The organism is Asinibacterium sp. OR53 (assembly GCF_000515315.1).
In the GTDB taxonomy this organism is placed as follows: domain Bacteria; phylum Bacteroidota; class Bacteroidia; order Chitinophagales; family Chitinophagaceae; genus Sediminibacterium.
Genome location: NZ_KI911562.1, coordinates 331,043 through 346,984, shown reverse-complemented (window position 1 = coordinate 346,984; position 15,942 = coordinate 331,043). Strand labels below are relative to the sequence as shown.

The 15,942-nt window shown below is 43.0% G+C and carries 15 protein-coding genes; 8 read left to right on the top strand and 7 right to left on the bottom strand.

Annotation, left to right across the window (positions count from 1 at the left end):
* Positions 1-39: 39 nt before the first annotated feature.
* The gene (locus tag SEDOR53_RS18980; protein WP_157576658.1) at positions 40-441 is read left to right on the top strand and encodes a hypothetical protein; all 402 of its coding nucleotides are present in this window, start codon (positions 40-42) and stop codon (positions 439-441) included.
* Between the two features lie 82 nt (positions 442-523).
* On the opposite strand, the gene SEDOR53_RS16810 is transcribed toward SEDOR53_RS18980, so the two are convergent.
* Positions 524-2,389, bottom strand: coding sequence for a PQQ-binding-like beta-propeller repeat protein (locus SEDOR53_RS16810; RefSeq protein WP_037360344.1), 1,866 nt, complete (start codon positions 2,387-2,389; stop codon positions 524-526).
* A 42-nt stretch (positions 2,390-2,431) separates the two neighbouring features.
* On the opposite strand from SEDOR53_RS16810, the gene SEDOR53_RS0101560 reads away from it, so the two are divergent.
* Both SEDOR53_RS0101560 and SEDOR53_RS0101555 read left to right on the top strand, forming a co-directional pair.
* Complete coding sequence (locus SEDOR53_RS0101560; protein ID WP_037360341.1) at positions 2,432-3,382, top strand: TIGR01777 family oxidoreductase; 951 nt, start codon at positions 2,432-2,434, stop codon at positions 3,380-3,382.
* 12 nt (positions 3,383-3,394) lie between these two features.
* A complete protein-coding gene (locus tag SEDOR53_RS0101555; RefSeq protein WP_026768128.1) occupies positions 3,395-3,760 on the top strand; it encodes a CoA-binding protein in 366 nt (121 codons plus the stop codon).
* Between the two features lie 5 nt (positions 3,761-3,765).
* Here SEDOR53_RS0101555 and SEDOR53_RS0101550 read toward each other — a convergent pair whose 3' ends face one another.
* Both SEDOR53_RS0101550 and SEDOR53_RS0101545 read right to left on the bottom strand, forming a co-directional pair.
* Entirely contained in the window at positions 3,766-5,454 is a 1,689-nt protein-coding gene (locus SEDOR53_RS0101550) for a phospholipase D-like domain-containing protein (RefSeq protein WP_026768127.1), read from the bottom strand.
* A 133-nt stretch (positions 5,455-5,587) separates the two neighbouring features.
* A complete protein-coding gene (locus SEDOR53_RS0101545; protein WP_232214699.1) occupies positions 5,588-6,145 on the bottom strand; it encodes an ATP-binding protein in 558 nt (185 codons plus the stop codon).
* On the opposite strand from SEDOR53_RS0101545, the gene SEDOR53_RS19420 reads away from it, so the two are divergent.
* The 4 genes from SEDOR53_RS19420 (at position 6,079) to SEDOR53_RS16790 (ending at position 11,211) form a co-directional block, all read left to right on the top strand.
* Positions 6,079-6,522, top strand: a complete 444-nt coding sequence (locus SEDOR53_RS19420) for a helix-turn-helix domain-containing protein (RefSeq protein WP_369751276.1) — start codon at positions 6,079-6,081, stop codon at positions 6,520-6,522. The genes SEDOR53_RS0101545 and SEDOR53_RS19420 overlap by 67 nt on opposite strands.
* Positions 6,523-7,950: 1,428 nt before the next feature.
* On the top strand, positions 7,951-8,598 hold the full coding sequence (locus SEDOR53_RS0101535; RefSeq protein ID WP_026768125.1) for a hypothetical protein: 648 nt from the start codon (positions 7,951-7,953) through the stop codon (positions 8,596-8,598).
* Positions 8,595-9,104 (top strand): thioredoxin family protein, encoded by a 510-nt coding sequence (locus tag SEDOR53_RS0101530; RefSeq protein WP_026768124.1) that lies wholly within the window; start codon positions 8,595-8,597, stop codon positions 9,102-9,104. Before SEDOR53_RS0101535 ends, SEDOR53_RS0101530 begins: the two co-directional genes overlap by 4 nt.
* A 10-nt stretch (positions 9,105-9,114) precedes the next feature.
* Positions 9,115-11,211, top strand: a complete 2,097-nt coding sequence (locus SEDOR53_RS16790; protein WP_198018763.1) for a peptidase domain-containing ABC transporter — start codon at positions 9,115-9,117, stop codon at positions 11,209-11,211.
* Positions 11,212-11,623: 412 nt separating this feature from the next.
* Here the strand turns inward: SEDOR53_RS16790 and SEDOR53_RS19205 are convergent, their stop codons facing one another.
* Positions 11,624-12,121 (bottom strand): ATP-binding protein, encoded by a 498-nt coding sequence (locus SEDOR53_RS19205; RefSeq protein WP_369751275.1) that lies wholly within the window; start codon positions 12,119-12,121, stop codon positions 11,624-11,626.
* Between SEDOR53_RS19205 and SEDOR53_RS19200 the strand changes: the two genes are divergently transcribed.
* Entirely contained in the window at positions 12,115-12,333 is a 219-nt protein-coding gene (locus tag SEDOR53_RS19200) for an ATP-binding protein (protein WP_369751274.1), read from the top strand. The two genes, SEDOR53_RS19205 and SEDOR53_RS19200, sit on opposite strands and share 7 nt — an antisense overlap.
* Here the strand turns inward: SEDOR53_RS19200 and SEDOR53_RS19195 are convergent.
* The 3 genes from SEDOR53_RS19195 to SEDOR53_RS0101510 form a co-directional block, all read right to left on the bottom strand.
* Positions 12,317-13,165, bottom strand: coding sequence for a YifB family Mg chelatase-like AAA ATPase (locus tag SEDOR53_RS19195; RefSeq protein ID WP_084220277.1), 849 nt, complete (start codon positions 13,163-13,165; stop codon positions 12,317-12,319). The genes SEDOR53_RS19200 and SEDOR53_RS19195 overlap by 17 nt on opposite strands.
* A gap of 75 nt (positions 13,166-13,240) precedes the next feature.
* Entirely contained in the window at positions 13,241-14,554 is a 1,314-nt protein-coding gene (locus SEDOR53_RS0101515) for a DNA mismatch repair protein MutS (protein WP_026768123.1), read from the bottom strand.
* 5 nt (positions 14,555-14,559) lie between these two features.
* On the bottom strand, positions 14,560-15,903 hold the full coding sequence (locus SEDOR53_RS0101510; protein ID WP_026768122.1) for a dihydroorotase: 1,344 nt from the start codon (positions 15,901-15,903) through the stop codon (positions 14,560-14,562).
* Between the last annotated feature and the right edge of the window lie 39 nt (positions 15,904-15,942).

Genomic DNA, 15,942 nt, shown 5'->3' with positions numbered 1-15,942 from the left:
GTTGGTCAATTTCTTTATTAAGATCCTGCAGGTGTCTCGTTGGATGCAGGCATTTCAAACAGCGAAGTAGGAGCCGCTGCTGGCGCAGGAGCCGTTACTGGTGCGGGTTTCGCAGCTTTCTTAACAACAGGTTTTTTAGCTGCGGGTTTCTTTGCCGCTACTTTTTTCTTAGGTGCTGCTTTTTTGGCGGCGGGTTTTTTAGCAGCTGCTTTCTTTACAGGTTTTTTGGCTGCTGCTTTTTTCTTGGGCGCTGGTTTCTTCTTGGCTACTTTTTTGGGAGCGGCTTTCTTTGCGGCTTTTTTTACTGCTTTTTTCGCAGCCTTCTTAGGAGCAGCTTTTTTCGCAGCTTTCTTTACAGTTTTTTTAGCGGCCTTTTTAGGAGCGGCTTTTTTTACTGCTTTTTTCGCAGCTTTCTTTTTTGCTTTTGCCATGATGATGTGAGTTAGTTGATTTTGTTTATTAGATGAGAAAGGAAAGTTAGAAAATTATTTTAAATAATACATTTTTCCACCGCTAAAAGATATTAGTTGGTGTGCATAATGGCTGGTTGCATGTCAAGCAATGTTATTTTCCCATCCATCGTAGAAGCAATGATTTGCCCGGCTCCGAGGGCCCTTACCGTATTCACCATTGAGTTGTCGATCTTGTGCGCCCATCGCCTTTCCTGCTTTTGCGGATCGATGGCATAGACCGTTCCGTTTTTGGTACCGAAAAAAACGAGTCCATCGCGTTCTATGAGCATAGAAGGGACATGCTCATAACCGAAGCCACAGTTGAGTTTCCAGGCAGCCGGCTGTTTGGAGCGGGAAGTGTGGTAAGCGACGATGGTATCGGTCATGGTCTTGCCGTAGACATATTGGCCATCTGCTGAAATGCCGATCGATTCGCGCACGGTAGCGTCGTTATTACGCCATAAAGTGCTTCCTGAGTGAACGTCTATTGCAGTGATAAAACGGTCGGGCGCTACGATATACACCACATCATCCCAGATAACAGGGATGCAGGATGCGGGTGAATAGTTTCGAACAGCAGAGCCGTTATTCCACTGCCAGATCAGCTTTCCGGTGGAGGCATCCAGCGCACGCAGGTGGCGGTCCCAGGCTCCGAAAATAACCATGCCTTTGTACAATACCGGGGTGCTTACTACGGGACCTTCCACGCCGGTATATTGCCAGAACACGCTGCCGGTTTTCAAATCAATGGCCCTGAATTGGTGATCACTTCCGCCGATATATACCGTATCGCCGCTGATCAGGGGATTACCCAATACAGCAGCAGCTGTTTTCAATGACCACTGCAAACGACCGCTTGATAAAGAGAGGCAATAGACATGGCCATCGCAGGATCCCAGCACAACTTTATTATCCTTCGCTGCGGGAGAAGAGTAAACAGGACCTTGGGTCTGGAAAGACCACCGCTTTTTACCGTTGGTTAATGACAAGGCATCGATCTTACCAAGACTATTACCAAAAACAACCAATCCCCCTGCAACAGCCGGTGTAGAAATCACATTGGCATCGGATGCATAGGTCCAGCGGCTTTTGACGTAGGGAAAGCTGTCGTTTATTGCATAAGACGGACGGTACACTTGCTTTGGAGCAGTATGTTGGCCGATCCTGATACCTGTCCAGGGAACATGTGTAACCGTTGCCGGTGTTCTTTCAGAAAAAATAATGGAATCGCTGCGCACATCTACCAGGTTGTATCCACCTATCGCTGCTTTGGCCCTGAGATTGGAACGTCCCATTACACCTGGTATACCTTCAAAATCAAGGGCGTGGTTGTTGTGTCCATGTCCGCATAGCACCGCCCAGGTATTGTGTTGTTTGAGGCGGTCAATGGCTTCATACCAGTTATCCAGGTCTTTATCGAGCGGGTAATGATTCAGGAAAATAACGGGCTGCCGGGGACTTGTTTTCTTTAGTTCTTTGTCGAGCCAGTTCACGGCATCACGCGGAATATGGCCATCACTCATGCGTACATAAGGACCCGAAGCGCAACCCAGGAAGAGGATACCCTCGTATTCAAAACGGAACTTGTCATATCCGAATACTTGTCCGAAACTAAGACCGCCGCTTTCACTCCAACCGGTGTCGTGATTGCCAGGAATAATGTACCAGGGTACTTTCAACTGATCCAGGATTTGTTTAGCATGTTTGAGTTCTTCATCAGTGCCCAATTCGGTAATATCCCCGGTGATCACTACAAAAGCGATATCATTCATATTGTTGATATCGGCAACGGTCCTGCGCAGGTCTTCTTCGGCGCTGCCATTGGGCGAACCAATGTGGGTGTCGGAGATGAACGCAAAACGGAAAGGTTTTATTTGTGCTTTTGCGGAAATGCAACAAGCAAGGATGAATACCAGTACCGGCAAATATGATTTCATTCGGGGAAGATAACGAAATAGCTTTGCGTGAAATCGCCGTTTATGGAAGCTATTAAAAACATAAAGATCGTTATTGCAGGTGGAACCGGTTTCATTGGCAGCGCTATTGCCAGTTATTTTGAAAAAGACAATGAAGTTGTACTGCTGACCCGTAATAGCAACAAAAAAATAGCTAAGCAATACAGGATGGTGCAATGGGATGCACGAACATTGTCGGACTGGATGCAGGAACTGGATGGCGCCGATCTTGTCATCAACCTCACAGGTGAAAGTATACAGAGCAGGCATACTCCGGCCAACCGTAAAAAAATCCTGGACAGCCGCGTCGATGCTACCAAAGCCATTGGCAACGCCATCAGGGAACTCGCCATTCCTCCTTCCTGCTGGATCAATGCTTCCGGCATTTCCCTGTATGCAGATGGAGTACCAAGCGATGAGTATACCCGGACATTCACCTCCGGTTTTATGGCATCGGTGGTGAAGCAGTGGGAAGCGGCATTTTTTGAAGCAGGCGACAACGGACATACCAGGAAGATTGCATTACGACTGGCCGTGGTATTAGGTGATGGAGGTATTCTGGAACCATATCTCAACCTGGTAAAATTCGGTTTGGGTGGACGACAGGGAACAGGGAAACAAATGATCAGTTGGGTGCATGTAGCCGATGTATGCCGCATCATTGCTTTTTTGTATCAACACACACAATTAAGTGGCGCTTTCAATGCCTGTGCCCCAAATCCGGTGACCAATACCCAATTCATGCAGACCATTCGGAAAGCCTGTGGTATTCCAATAGGATTGCCTTCATACGAGTGGATGGTAAGGACCGGTGCGTGGATGATGGGCAAAGAACCATCGATGATATTAGAGAGCAATCATGCACTGCCTGCCAGGTTGATCGAAAATGGATTTGTATTCCGTTTCCCGGAAATAACAGGAGCGTTGACCGATGTGATACAGGGGTTGCCTCGGAACAGGTATCGGTTATTCTGAGTAACTTGCCTTATGAATCCAAAAAAGACAGTGGTGCTGGGAGCATCTGATCACCCGCAACGCTATAGCTACCTGGCGGTGGACAGGTTGCATACACATCAGCATCCCGTAGTAGCCATTGGTAACAGGGAAGGAAAGATAGGCGATATCCCCATCATCACTGAACATCCGGAGGAGGCCGGCGTAGATACGGTAACCCTTTATCTCAATCCGGAGCGGCAGAAAGCATACTACGATTATATCCTGCAGTTGCGCCCCAGGCGCGTTATTTTCAATCCTGGTACCGAAAATGAAGAACTGGAAAAACTGGTACAGGCCAACGGCATAAAAGCCGTAGAAGCCTGTACACTGGTACTGCTGAGTACCGGCCAATATTGATCATTCTATTTACCAATGGTGCCGAAAAGGAAATCGATCTCTCTTACATTCCGGTCAACCAGGTAACTTGTCATCCAGTTGGGATCGGTTGATAAGCCCGTATAAGCGATGGAGCCGGCATTTTGATTGGCCAATGCATAGCGCCAGTGATAATGATCGTACACCGAAAGGATGTTCACCGCATATTGCATAGCCAGTGCCGGGTTGTTCTCAATGATGTTCAGGTTATCGTCGTTTTTCTGGCTGGCTTTAGGGCCTAAATTGTGTGAACCGGTCATCACCACAGGGTGACTGCCAAAGGGATCAATGATGACCACTTTACTGTGGATGGTAACCATTTTAGGTGTGATCTCATTCTGCCAATATGAAAACTCTCCTCCGATGGCTTTGGGTATGATGGTATCGAAATCGGTTGATCCCTTCGGTACATTGTTCTTGTGGATGAATACCAACGGGGTTTGTTTTCCACCAGGGTCCTGGTTCATGATGCCGTGTACGAAGATATCTTCTTTGCCGGGTTTGTCGATCTGTGCCACCACTTCATTAAAGAGTGTGTCGTGTGTGCCGGGGTTGAAGAATAGGAAGAGGATGCCTTGTTGTGCATTATCGATCAGGGCTTTGGCTGCGGCCAGGTCTACCTGGTTGGAAACGGGCGCAAACCAGGTAGACAGGTTCGGCTTCGCGTTGCCCTTTGTATTGTACTGGATAAAAGGTGCGGGGTATGCATTGCCGGCGCCTTTTATCTGGTTCCATTCGTTGAGATACCAGTTAGCCACCTGCGGATCGTTGATGAGGATGGCATTGTTCACCTGCGTATAAAGTCCGTTCTGTGTGAGATTGGTACTGCCTGTCCAGACTTTATAAGGTTGTCCGTTTTTACAAAACACCATGAACTTGTTGTGTGCAAAATGGCCCATGGGAACGATGCGATCGTACAGGTGAATGCTGGTAGTCGTTTTCAATTCTTTGCGCAGGTCGGCATTTTCGTCGTTCTCGCCGGCTGCATTGCTTTTAAAAGCGCCGTTGGCCAGCACCAGGTTCAGTCTGTTACCGATCTTTTTAAAACGGTCAATCACACTTTCATCATTCAGTTCATAAAGTGAGGCATAAATACTCAGGGTGCTGTCGGCAATCACAGCGTCGAGCTCTGCGAATAGTTTTTGTGCCAGCACGCCACCCAGGAATTGCGTAACGGGGGAATCTTCATTAGCCAGCGTGGATTTGAGGGTTGTTCCCTTTGCTTTCACATCGGCGCCGGATAGCTGGCGCGACATGAATTGGGAAGAAATGATACCCCGGTTGAAATAAGCTTCTATATCGGTGCCGGTACCAACGGTAACCTCATTACTCCATGCGGTGGCGTTGGTCATGTCTTTTACCAGGGTATTGTTTTGGATGTAGAGGGGCACTACAAGATAACTCATGCTGTCTCCCGGCTTAACGCTGAAATCCGTCCACAATAAACGCTGGATGGGCCAGGCTGTGCTGGGTCTTTGCTCGCCGGGCTGGGCCTGCTGACCGGCAAAGCCAATGCGGTTGTTCAGGGGTTGTGCGCTGGATGGCGGCTGCCCTTTCATTTTTTTATATAGTGCGAAACCAATACAGTTGGGTATGGGTTGGTCGTATTTCCATGCGATGATCACATGGTCGCAATTGGCGAATGCTTTGATGCCGGAAGGAATTGGACTGGCCATGGGTGTTTGTTTTTAAAGGATTTGGAGCAGTGAAACGTGATGTGAAAGTAACAGGTTGGTTTCACTATTGCAATGGTTAAAACACCCATTTTTATTATCAAGAGGCCGCAATTTGCGACCTCCAATTACATGATTATCCCGCCCAATCTTCCCTATCCAGGCTTCTGTACTGGATGGCTTCGGCCAGGTGTTCAGGGCGGATTTCCTGGCTGGCATCCAGATCGGCAATGGTGCGGCTTACTTTGAGAATGCGATCGTATGCACGCGCACTCAAGTTGAGGCGTTCCATGGCTTTGCGTAACAGGTTGTTGCAAATATTATTCAGTTGGCAGTGCTCCTGCATCAACTGGGTATTGATCTGTGCATTGGCATAAATGCCCGGATACTCTTTATAACGTTCAGCTTGCAGATCGCGCGCGGCTACTACACGTTCGCGGATGGAGGCGGAACTTTCTGCTTGCCTGTCATCATTCAACTCTGTGAACGCTACCGGTGTTACTTCAACGTGCAGGTCTATGCGATCTAAGAGTGGACCGGATACTTTGTTGAGGTATTTCTGCACGGCGCCGGGCGGACAGGTACAGGCCTTGTCGGGATGATTGTAATAACCGCAGGGGCATTCCTGTGTCGATCTTTTCCCGATACCAAACAAGGGTACCCCGAAAAGACCTGAAGGGATGTACCGAGACACCAAAGACCTTGGGAGAACACCTCAAGAAGCGGAGATTGTCCAAAGGTATGAGCCAAGCGAGCCTTGCAAAACTCTTGGGAGTTACCAAAGACTGTGTCTGGCTTTGGGAAGCGGAACGCAATACTCCCCAGCTCCACCACTATCCGGCCCTCATAGCCTTCCTCGGTTACTATCCCTTCGATCACGAAACGGATACCTTGGGCGGCAAGATTACCCGGTACAAGAATCTGCACGGGATGAGCACGAAGAAGCTTGCGAAGCTGCTCGGGGTGGATGAAGGGACGGTGGCACAATGGGAGCGGAATGAGACAAAGCCGCTCGCACGGAGCATGAGTAGGATTATATCCATATTGCACACAAAAGCCACTCATATTTGAGCGGCTTTTCTTAATTGTTGGGTTACAATGAGTATGAGGTATTAAGATGGTGAAAACACGGCACGAAAGGGTGAAAACACTGGTATAAATTCAGTGAAAAAAACAATTTTATTATTAATTTAATTATTTAACTTTAGTAGCAGAATTAAGTTGCTAAGAGCAGCTACATATTTATATTAGGTATTTGACTTTGAATATCTAATTAATATGGTGTTCAAGTTGACCTCTCCCCCCGATAAACTTGAATGCGTTTACTAATAATTGTTACATATATCTCAATTGTATTGAAATTGAACAATTAGATAGATGTGCATCATACAAATTAAGTTATGATGTACGTGTAGATTTGTAGGACTAAATTTTACTGTTAGTTAAAATATTCTTTGCGCAAGAATTGAGAGGCATTTACTCTTTATTATCCTCAAAAGAACAAAAAAAGAGCGTTGGTAGCAACGATACTACTACGGGGTTAGCTATAAACAGCCGGATCAGAAACTGGAAACCTTGCAGTAAAGCAAGTAAAAAATCCGCTGAACATTCAATCCATGGCGATAGACAGGATTGTCATACTAAAAATTAATTAAAATGAAAGCTTTAGAATTAAATCAAATGGAGCAAATCCATGGAGGATCTTGCAACGGGCAAAGAACCATAGATTGTATTAGTAGCGCATACACCCAACAGGGGTGGTTCTCAGTTGTTTTATGGGTTGGCACCCTTGTCGATCCGGGAGTAGGTGTCGCAGCAGCGGCAGGTTGCGCAGCCGGAGTATGTTTGACATAATACTCAATTTAGTTTAACTTCATTTAAAATTTGATGCAATGAAAAATTTATTCGTGTACCTATTGCTAATTATTTTACCCTGGGCACTTCTCATATATGTTATGTATAATTCTTCTCAGAAGAATTTCATTGTTGGATTATTTGCTTATTTAATTGTATACAGACCCATAATTGATGGACTTAGACTTTCTCATTTTAAGTTAATAGATAGATCTAATAGATGGAAGTTATTACTTCCTTTTTTTAGAGCTAAATATTTTAAGCAATTATATTTCACGAGATAGACATTGCATTTAGAAGTTGCTTGAGGTAATTAGAGGGAACGTGGTATAGAATAAATAATAAAAGTCAGTCGCTGAATAACCAATGTATGTGGCTACTGTGTCTCACACAAGCAGATATAGCAATTAAAGAGGCAATACAGACGAAAGGTAAGATTATAAAAAGAACATTTGTCTAGCTTCTGAATTTTAGGTGACTGGTAATTAATTAACCACGGGAGAACCTAATCTGCTGTCAGTTTACATCCAATGGGTATAATGTGCCTGATAGTTTAAAGACATTTACTAATCTCAAACGGCTTTTAAGAAGTGGTCAAAGATTTATCTTCTGATGATTTCTTAGAAGCTGTTTTTCATTTTGAAAATGAACGAAAAAAAAATATTTGATTTTAATCTTCGCTATTTTTTAATACTAGTGCCATTGTTGTATACCGCACTTGATTTTATTATGAATTTTTTTGTCTTAAATTATACCTCCTATATAAATACTATTTCAGATCAGATTAATTCAGAAGTTGCCGAAGCAATAACCAATAGGCTTTTAGTATTTCAAAGATTAGAATATTTGTTTGTCCCTTTAGCTGTTTGTATTAAATTATTGTCAGTAGGACTCGCGGTATACATCGGGATTCAATTATCTAATTTTTCAATTAGCTTTAATGAGGTCCTTAAAATTATAATATTAGCGGAGTTTGTCCTATTTACAGGGGAAGTAATTAGAGTACTTTATTTTCTACATAATGGATTCCAAGGCTTTGATCAACTAAAAGAATTTTACCCATTAAGCATTGGCAATTTTGTTAATTTAAATCAGTTCTCAAAGGAGTTTAGATACTCTTTTAAATTTCTAAACTTTTTCCAACTGCTCTATATATTTTTATTGATAAATCTTATTACGATAAAGCTTAAAAGTAGTTTTTATCAAAGCGCAAAATTAGTGTTGTCAACATACGGCCTTTTATTAGTTATGTGGAATATTTTAATCATTTTCTTGCAATTACGATTTTCATGAGAATAACAAAATACATTATAAGAGTTGTTGTTTTTATTACATTAGTTTATTTAGGGTATACACTATATAAAAGTGAAGATTTAAAGAAAAGCGATATTTCTAAAATTGCTTCACTCGAAAGCTTAATAAAATCAATTAGAATCGACTATATAAAGCCAATTGACACTTCAATTCTCAAAGAGAAAAAATCTGTACTCTTAATTTTTTTTAGCGCAGATTGTGAGCATTGTCAAAATATGTTACAAAAAATAATTACTCACAAATCTTTTTTTGCAAAGAGCTATGTAATAATGATTTCAATCTTCGATCAAAGAGATATCATAGAACAGCTTGTCAAAAAGAATGATCTTAATTCTTCGAATTATATAAGTGTTGGCATTATTGATAGAAGTACGTCAAGTTTTCTAAAAATAAGTACTACACCAACATTTTTAATCTACAAAGAAAATGCGTTGACAAAAAAAATTGTAGGAGAAACAAGCCTGGGAAATCTTCTCACAGAATAAAACTGATATCTTGTTAACTGATAAATACCGTATAATAAAACAACAGGATGAATCTGATTGCGGCGTTGCCTGTCTACTCTCAGTCATCAAATATTATGGAGGCAGCAGTACCGTAGAAAATCTTCGCAAGATAAGTGGCACAAATATTACTGGTTCTACATTGCTAGGACTATACCAAGCCGCAACCCAAAGTGGATTTACTGCGGAAGGCTGCGAGGCTGATATGGCAGCATTAATTAAACATCGGAGCCCTATAATATTACATGTAATTATTAATAAGCAGTTACAGCATTATGTTGTTTGCTTTGGAATCACCGGGGAATACAATGAGGCTAAATTTATTATTGGTGATCCAGCTAAAGGGATTATCTATTTATCGCGTAATGAATTAAACGAAATCTGGCAATCAAAGACTTGTTTAACATTAGAACCAAATAAACAATTTAAAAAAGCTGAAGATATTGCGCATCAAAAAAAGCTATGGATAAAGCATTTGCTCAAAGAAGATATTCCATTATTATCTATCGCGGCTGTAGTTGGGATTGCTATTGCCGTATTAGGTGTCGTGATGTCATTATTTTCACAGCACTTAATTGATGATATATTACCGAAGAGAAATTTTGCAAAATTAAATATAGGTATTGTATTAGTATTTCTATTGTTACTATCTAAGGAAGGATTATCTGCTTTAAGGCAATACTTCTTATTTAAACAATCGAAAGATTTTAATATAAGAATTATATCAAGCTTCTATTCGAAACTATTGCAATTACCTAAACCATTTTTCGATACTCGAAAAATTGGTGAATTAACTGCAAGGCTAACAGATACTTCAAGGATTCAAAGAGTAATTAGTCAATTAGCAGGCAATGTAGTAATCGATATATTGGTTACATTAGTTGTGCTTGTTTTTTTATTTTCATATTCGTGGAAAATTGCCATTGCATCATTCCTTGTATTACCTATCTATTTTCTCCTTATTTACAAGCATAACAAAGACATTATTGATGGGCAACGAAATATTATGAGTAGTTATGCAATGAGTGAAGCTAACTATATTTCAACCCTACAAGGAATTGAACCAATAAAAAATTACCGTAAACAAGAATTATTTATAGATACTAATAATAGTATTTATAGCAAGTTCCAAGAGAGTATTCTTTCTCTCGGGAAAGTGCAGATTAGACTTGGCTTTGTTGCCAACATTTTTGGAATTATTTTTTTATTGAGCATTCTACTCTATTGTAGTTATCAAGTCTTTAATGGTAATTTAAAAATAGGAGAGTTAATGGCAATAGTAGGAATATGTTCAACATTATTGCCGAGTATTGCAAATTTAGCGTTAATATCAATACCAATAAATGAAGCGAAAATCGCTTTCGATAGAATGTTTGAATTTACTGGAATTGAACTCGAGGAAAATAATAGTCCTATTGAAATAACGGAGTTTGATTCTTTGAAAGTTGATGGTATCTTATTTCGTTTTCCGGGAAGACGTCCACTTTTTAATAATGTTTCTCTTAAAATTCATAAAAACGAAATAGTAGCTATTATGGGTGAAAATGGCAGTGGCAAAAGTACCATTTCGCAAATAATTCAGAAGCATTACGATTATGAAAATGGGAACATTATAATTAACCAGCGACATTCATTAAAAGATATATCCGTCACTAGTTGGAGAAAGATTGTTAGCGTTATTCCGCAGCAGATACATATTTTCAATGCAACCGTTCTAGAGAACATTGCATTTGATGATGCAATAACAAAGCCAAAAGAAGTTCTCAATTTTTTAAATGATTACGGGTTTCGTGCTTTAATGGATAGTCTTCCGCAATCTGTAATGACATTAGTTGGAGAAGAAGGCATTAATTTGTCAGGGGGGCAAAAGCAAATAATAGCATGGGCAAGGGCCTTGTACCACCAACCTCAATTATTGATATTAGATGAAGCTACCTCGGCTATGGATAAGAACTCGGAGCAATTTGTACTTGATTTAATAGAACGCTTAAAGCGCAAAATGGCAATTATTTTTATCACTCATCGCTTACATGTGTTGAAAAATATTTGTGACAGGGTTTATCTCTTAGAAGACGGAGTTATTGTCTAGAAGGAGAGCGGTTTGGGAAAAGCAGGGCAAAATGCTTAGTGATAAAAATAGCGGTCGTAGATAATTGTATTTCTGCACAACACTGGGTAGATACATTCTTTATCGGGGTGATTGTAATATACGTGGCAATTCTAACCTGTTTATTAATAGCTCACTCTTTTCTAACCCTCGTTCTTTAACGTACATTGACGGCATTTTTCATATCGTGTCTTTATCTTCTCCAGTATTTTCAAAAAATAAAAAACAGTGTCTTGTTGAGGTTAGAACTGTTGGAGGTTGTAGTGTTTATCTTTTGGAAAGAATTGGTTCAAAATGGAGATTGAAAAGATTTGTCTTCGGTTGAGACTCATAATTTTGTGAGCGTATATAAGAAGAATACCAATTATTTCAGATACTATCCCGTCCATCCCCTCTATCCCGCCCAACCTTCCCGATCGAGGCTCCTATATTGAATGGCTTCGGCCAGATGCTCGGGGCAGATATTCTTGCTGTCTGCAAGGTCTGCGATAGAGCGACTTACTTTTAGGATGCGGTCATGCGCACGTGCACTGAGGTTGAGGCGTTCCATGGCTTTCCTGAGCAGGTTGTTGCTGCCAGGGTTCAGCCGGCAATGTTCATGCATCAGTTGAGTATTGATCTGCGCATTGGCATAAATGCCAGGATGATCTTTGTAACGTTCAGCCTGCAAGTCCCTTGCGCGTACTACCCGCTCACGAATAATTGCAGAAGATTCGCCCGGCCTGTCATTATTCAATTCGGTGAATGCAACAGGAGTAACTTCTATATGCAGGTCGATACGATCAAGTAGAGGGCCGGAAACTTTGTTTAAATATTTTTGTACAGCACCGGGCGGACAGGTACAATTGCGTGTTGGATGATTATAGAAGCCACACATGCAGTGATGTGGCATTGGTAGGTGGAGGAAGTATTCCGCAGCCCGGAGAAATTTCATTGGCACACAATGGCGTTTTATTCCTGGATGAGTTACCCGAATTCAAAAGAACAGTATTGGAAGTAATGCGACAACCCATGGAAGAAAGGAAAGTGAGTATTTCAAGAACCAAGATGATACTCGATTTCCCCGCCAGCTTCATGCTCCTGGCTTCTATGAACCCCTGGTAGTATGATGCGGTGAACGGAAAGGCCGCCTGCTGATGAGTGAGCTGTTCTCTGGTAATTTGCCCGCCACACTATGGATCTTGGTAGTTTCCAATGCTTCATGCAAACTCAATGGCGGCATGATGGTAGGTAATCGCTTGGCCAACATGGTTTTTCCGGCGCCGGGCGGACCAATCAGCAACGCATTGTGCGCTCCGGCGGCGGCAATCTCCAGCGCGCGTTTGATGTGTTCCTGTCCTTTTACATCACTGAAGTCCATACCGAACGCATACTGGTCATCAAAAAATTCATCCCGCGTATTGACTACAACGGGTTGCAATGATTGTTCATCTTTAAAGAATGCAATGATCTCATTCAAATGAGCAACGCCATACACGCGCAGGTTGTTGACCATCCCCGCCTCTCGCGCATTGGCTTTGGGAACGATCAATCCTTTAAAGCCTTCTTTGCGCGCTTGTATAGCAATGGGTAATATACCTTTAATGGGTTGCACACTACCATCGAGCCCTAATTCTCCCATGATCACAAATTCTTGTAGTCGCTCTATGTGGTGCAATTGTTCACTGGCTCCCAGTATTCCCACAGCAATGGGCAGGTCAAAAGCAGAGCCTGTTTTCTTAATATCAGCCGGCGCCAGGTTCACAATTACTTTGGTGCGCGGCATGTGATAATCGTTGCTCTTGATGGCGCTTTCAGTACGCTTGAGGCTTTCACGCACAGCATTATCGGGCAGGCCAACAATACTATAACTCTGTCCCATGCTCACATTCACTTCCACTGTAATGGTAATGGCTTCCACTCCCTGAACGGCGCTGCCAAAGGTCTTTACCAGCATAATAATAATTTCGTAAAAAGGAAAGGTGGAAATTAAGAAAGCTGTGCCATCGAAAACCGGTATTTACACCTGATTTTACAAGTTTTCCAACATCTGCACAACGCCTTCTTTGCGAAGGATGAAATAACCCAAGCGGTCGTTGCTGATGCCTTCCTTGAGATGATAACTGAATACCAACTGATCGTTCTCGACATTGGTTTCAAAATAACGGAATTGAATATTGGGATACCGCCTTAGCTCATCACCGATCTCATACAAGTGAGTGGATAAGATGAATAAGGCGGTTTTCAATTTCAATAGACCCTGAATTACAGTAGTACTGCATTTCATGGCATCCTGTACATTGGTGCCTTTGAAAAGTTCATCGATGAGTATGAGCCATTGCTTGCCATCGCTGATCTTTTCAATGGTATTGCGTACACGTTGCACTTCATTGAAGAAAAAACTTTCGCCCCTGATGATATTGTCTTCTACCTGAATATTACTCAACAGTCCGTAGAACTGGCTCAGCCGCATGGTTTTGGCCGGTACGCCCATGCCCAGGTGTGCGAGGTATACACTTACACCTACTGCTTTGATGAAAGTACTTTTTCCACCCATATTGGCCCCGGTGAGAAAAAGGAAATTCCTGTCAACATCCATTCCTGTATCGTAGCTCACCGGTGTTTGCAACAAAGGATGATACAGGCCCTTCGCTTCTATGAAAGGTTCGGCAGATGCTTCTATAACAGGGAAACAATAATTATATTTCTTACAGGCAACAGCCAGGCTCAGATAAGCATCAAGACGGCTGTAAATATCAAAGAGTTCAAATGCGGCAGCTTTGAAATGGTATTTCAGGAAAGCGCCGAAAACCAGTACTGTTCTGGCATTCAGCTTTTTTGCATCGCTTTCCATCATATACGGAACGGCCCCTTTGTTCAGCAATATTTCTATGCGCGTTACATACAGTTGTAAAAGATCACTCATAGGGGCTTGTCTGAGCAGGCTCACTACATTATTCAACCCTTTCACAAAATCGATGCAATGACCCACTGTGTAACGGGTAAGGGAGTAGTCGGCTTTGTTGAAAAGTTTATAAAGAAAACTGCCCACATGATCGGGCCTGTGCGGGTAACTGTTGATCTGTGAGTCGTAAAACTTCTCTACCACCATCATGGTGCCGTTGGTGATGGTAGTAGGCCAGTGATCGGCAACCGCCATGAGCTGCCGGATCGTTTGCTGGGTGTCCAGCATGTCTTCAATATTATCCAGCGGCTTACCCAGCAGTAATCGTAGGTATTCGCGCCCGTCATTGGTCTGCGTGTGGTTGAGGTGGTGGAATAAGGATAGTTCCTCTTCGCGATGGAATATGTTCAGGTCGGAAAGGGTGGTCTTGTCTACTTGCATAAGAATTATCTGTTGAATCTTAACCGCATTCCCATTTGAGACTCATCGAAGACCCCATTTCCATAAACGAGGTGACCATTTACGAAACTATTTGTGATCACCGGGGTACTAAAACCTTCCAGCGGACTCCAACCACAACGGTACAGTATGTTTTCTTTGGCAATAGTAGCGCGGGTTTCGAGATTGGCCAGTACCAGGTCGGCATGGTAACCTTCACGCAGGAAGCCCCTTTCTTTTACCTGGAAACACCGGGCAACGGCATGGCTCATTTTCTCCACCACTTTCTCCAGGCTGATCTTTCCTTCGTTCACATAATGCAGCATCAATGCCAGGGAATGTTGCACCAATGGCAGGCCTGCATGTGCGTGTTCATAGTCTTCCTGTTTTTCGGCCCAGGTATGCGGCGCATGATCAGTGGCGATCACATCGAGCCGGTCGTCGAGCAGCGCCTGCCACAATGCAGTTTTATTATGCGGCGCCTTGATGGCGGGATTGCATTTGATCTGGTTGCCCAATCTCGCATAATCGTCGCTGGTAAAATGCAGGTGGTGTACACATACTTCGGCTGTGATCCGCTTCTCCTCGAGGGGGATCATATTAGTGAACAGTTGCAGTTCTTTTTCTGTGCTGATATGTAATATGTGCAACCGGCTCCCATGTTTTTTGGCATATTGAATGGCTTTGAAAGAGGATGCAAAGCACTCTTCTTCATTGCGGATGATGGGATGATCGGAAGGTTCCAGCTTGCCTTTTTGCTGCTTTAATGCCTGCAGGTTGGCCCTGATCATGCTTTCTTCTTCGCAGTGGGTAGTGATCAACAATTCACTGCCGGCAAAGACTTTATCCAGTTGCAGCGGATTATCTACCAGCAGGTTGCCGGTAGAGGAACCCATGAATATTTTCACACCGCAGATATCCTGTTTTTTATCGTTGGCCTTCAGTACTTCATCCAGGTTGTCGTTGGAAGTGCCTATATAGAAAGAATAATTTGCCAGGGAAGTCTGTGCAGCAATAGTATACTTCTGCTCTAGCAGTTCGTGGGTGAGGGCAGGCGGTTTGGTGTTGGGCATTTCCATGAAACTGGTTACTCCCCCCGCCACGGCTGCCCTGGCTTCGGAATAGATATTGGCTTTGTGTGTAAGACCCGGCTCGCGGAAATGCACTTGGTCGTCAATAGCGCCGGGCAGGAGGAACTGGCCACTGCCATCAATTTCGGTAGCGTCACCGGGCAGTGTAATTACGCCGCCCATCTTTTCAATCCGCCCGTTTTTGATCCACAGGTCGCCAAAGGTCCGTTGACCTTCATTCATCATACAACAATCCTTGATGAGGTAGTCTTTGTTTGCCATAACCGTTCAATTGCAAATGCAATTTAATGAGACAATTCG

Excerpts from the sequence above, each read along its gene's own strand:
- SEDOR53_RS0101510 (WP_026768122.1), bottom strand. The coding sequence starts at position 15,903 with ATGGCAAACAAAGACTACCTCATCAAGGATTGTTGTATGATGAATGAA.
- SEDOR53_RS0101555 (WP_026768128.1), top strand. The coding sequence starts at position 3,395 with ATGAATCCAAAAAAGACAGTGGTGCTGGGAGCATCTGATCACCCGCAA.
- SEDOR53_RS0101535 (WP_026768125.1), top strand. The coding sequence starts at position 7,951 with ATGAACGAAAAAAAAATATTTGATTTTAATCTTCGCTATTTTTTAATA.
- SEDOR53_RS19205 (WP_369751275.1), bottom strand. The coding sequence starts at position 12,121 with ATGCCACATCACTGCATGTGTGGCTTCTATAATCATCCAACACGCAAT.
- SEDOR53_RS0101560 (WP_037360341.1), top strand. The coding sequence starts at position 2,432 with ATGGAAGCTATTAAAAACATAAAGATCGTTATTGCAGGTGGAACCGGT.
- SEDOR53_RS16810 (WP_037360344.1), bottom strand. The coding sequence starts at position 2,389 with ATGAAATCATATTTGCCGGTACTGGTATTCATCCTTGCTTGTTGCATT.
- SEDOR53_RS0101530 (WP_026768124.1), top strand. The coding sequence starts at position 8,595 with ATGAGAATAACAAAATACATTATAAGAGTTGTTGTTTTTATTACATTA.
- SEDOR53_RS0101550 (WP_026768127.1), bottom strand. The coding sequence starts at position 5,454 with ATGGCCAGTCCAATTCCTTCCGGCATCAAAGCATTCGCCAATTGCGAC.
- SEDOR53_RS0101515 (WP_026768123.1), bottom strand. The coding sequence starts at position 14,554 with ATGCAAGTAGACAAGACCACCCTTTCCGACCTGAACATATTCCATCGC.
- SEDOR53_RS19195 (WP_084220277.1), bottom strand. The coding sequence starts at position 13,165 with ATGCTGGTAAAGACCTTTGGCAGCGCCGTTCAGGGAGTGGAAGCCATT.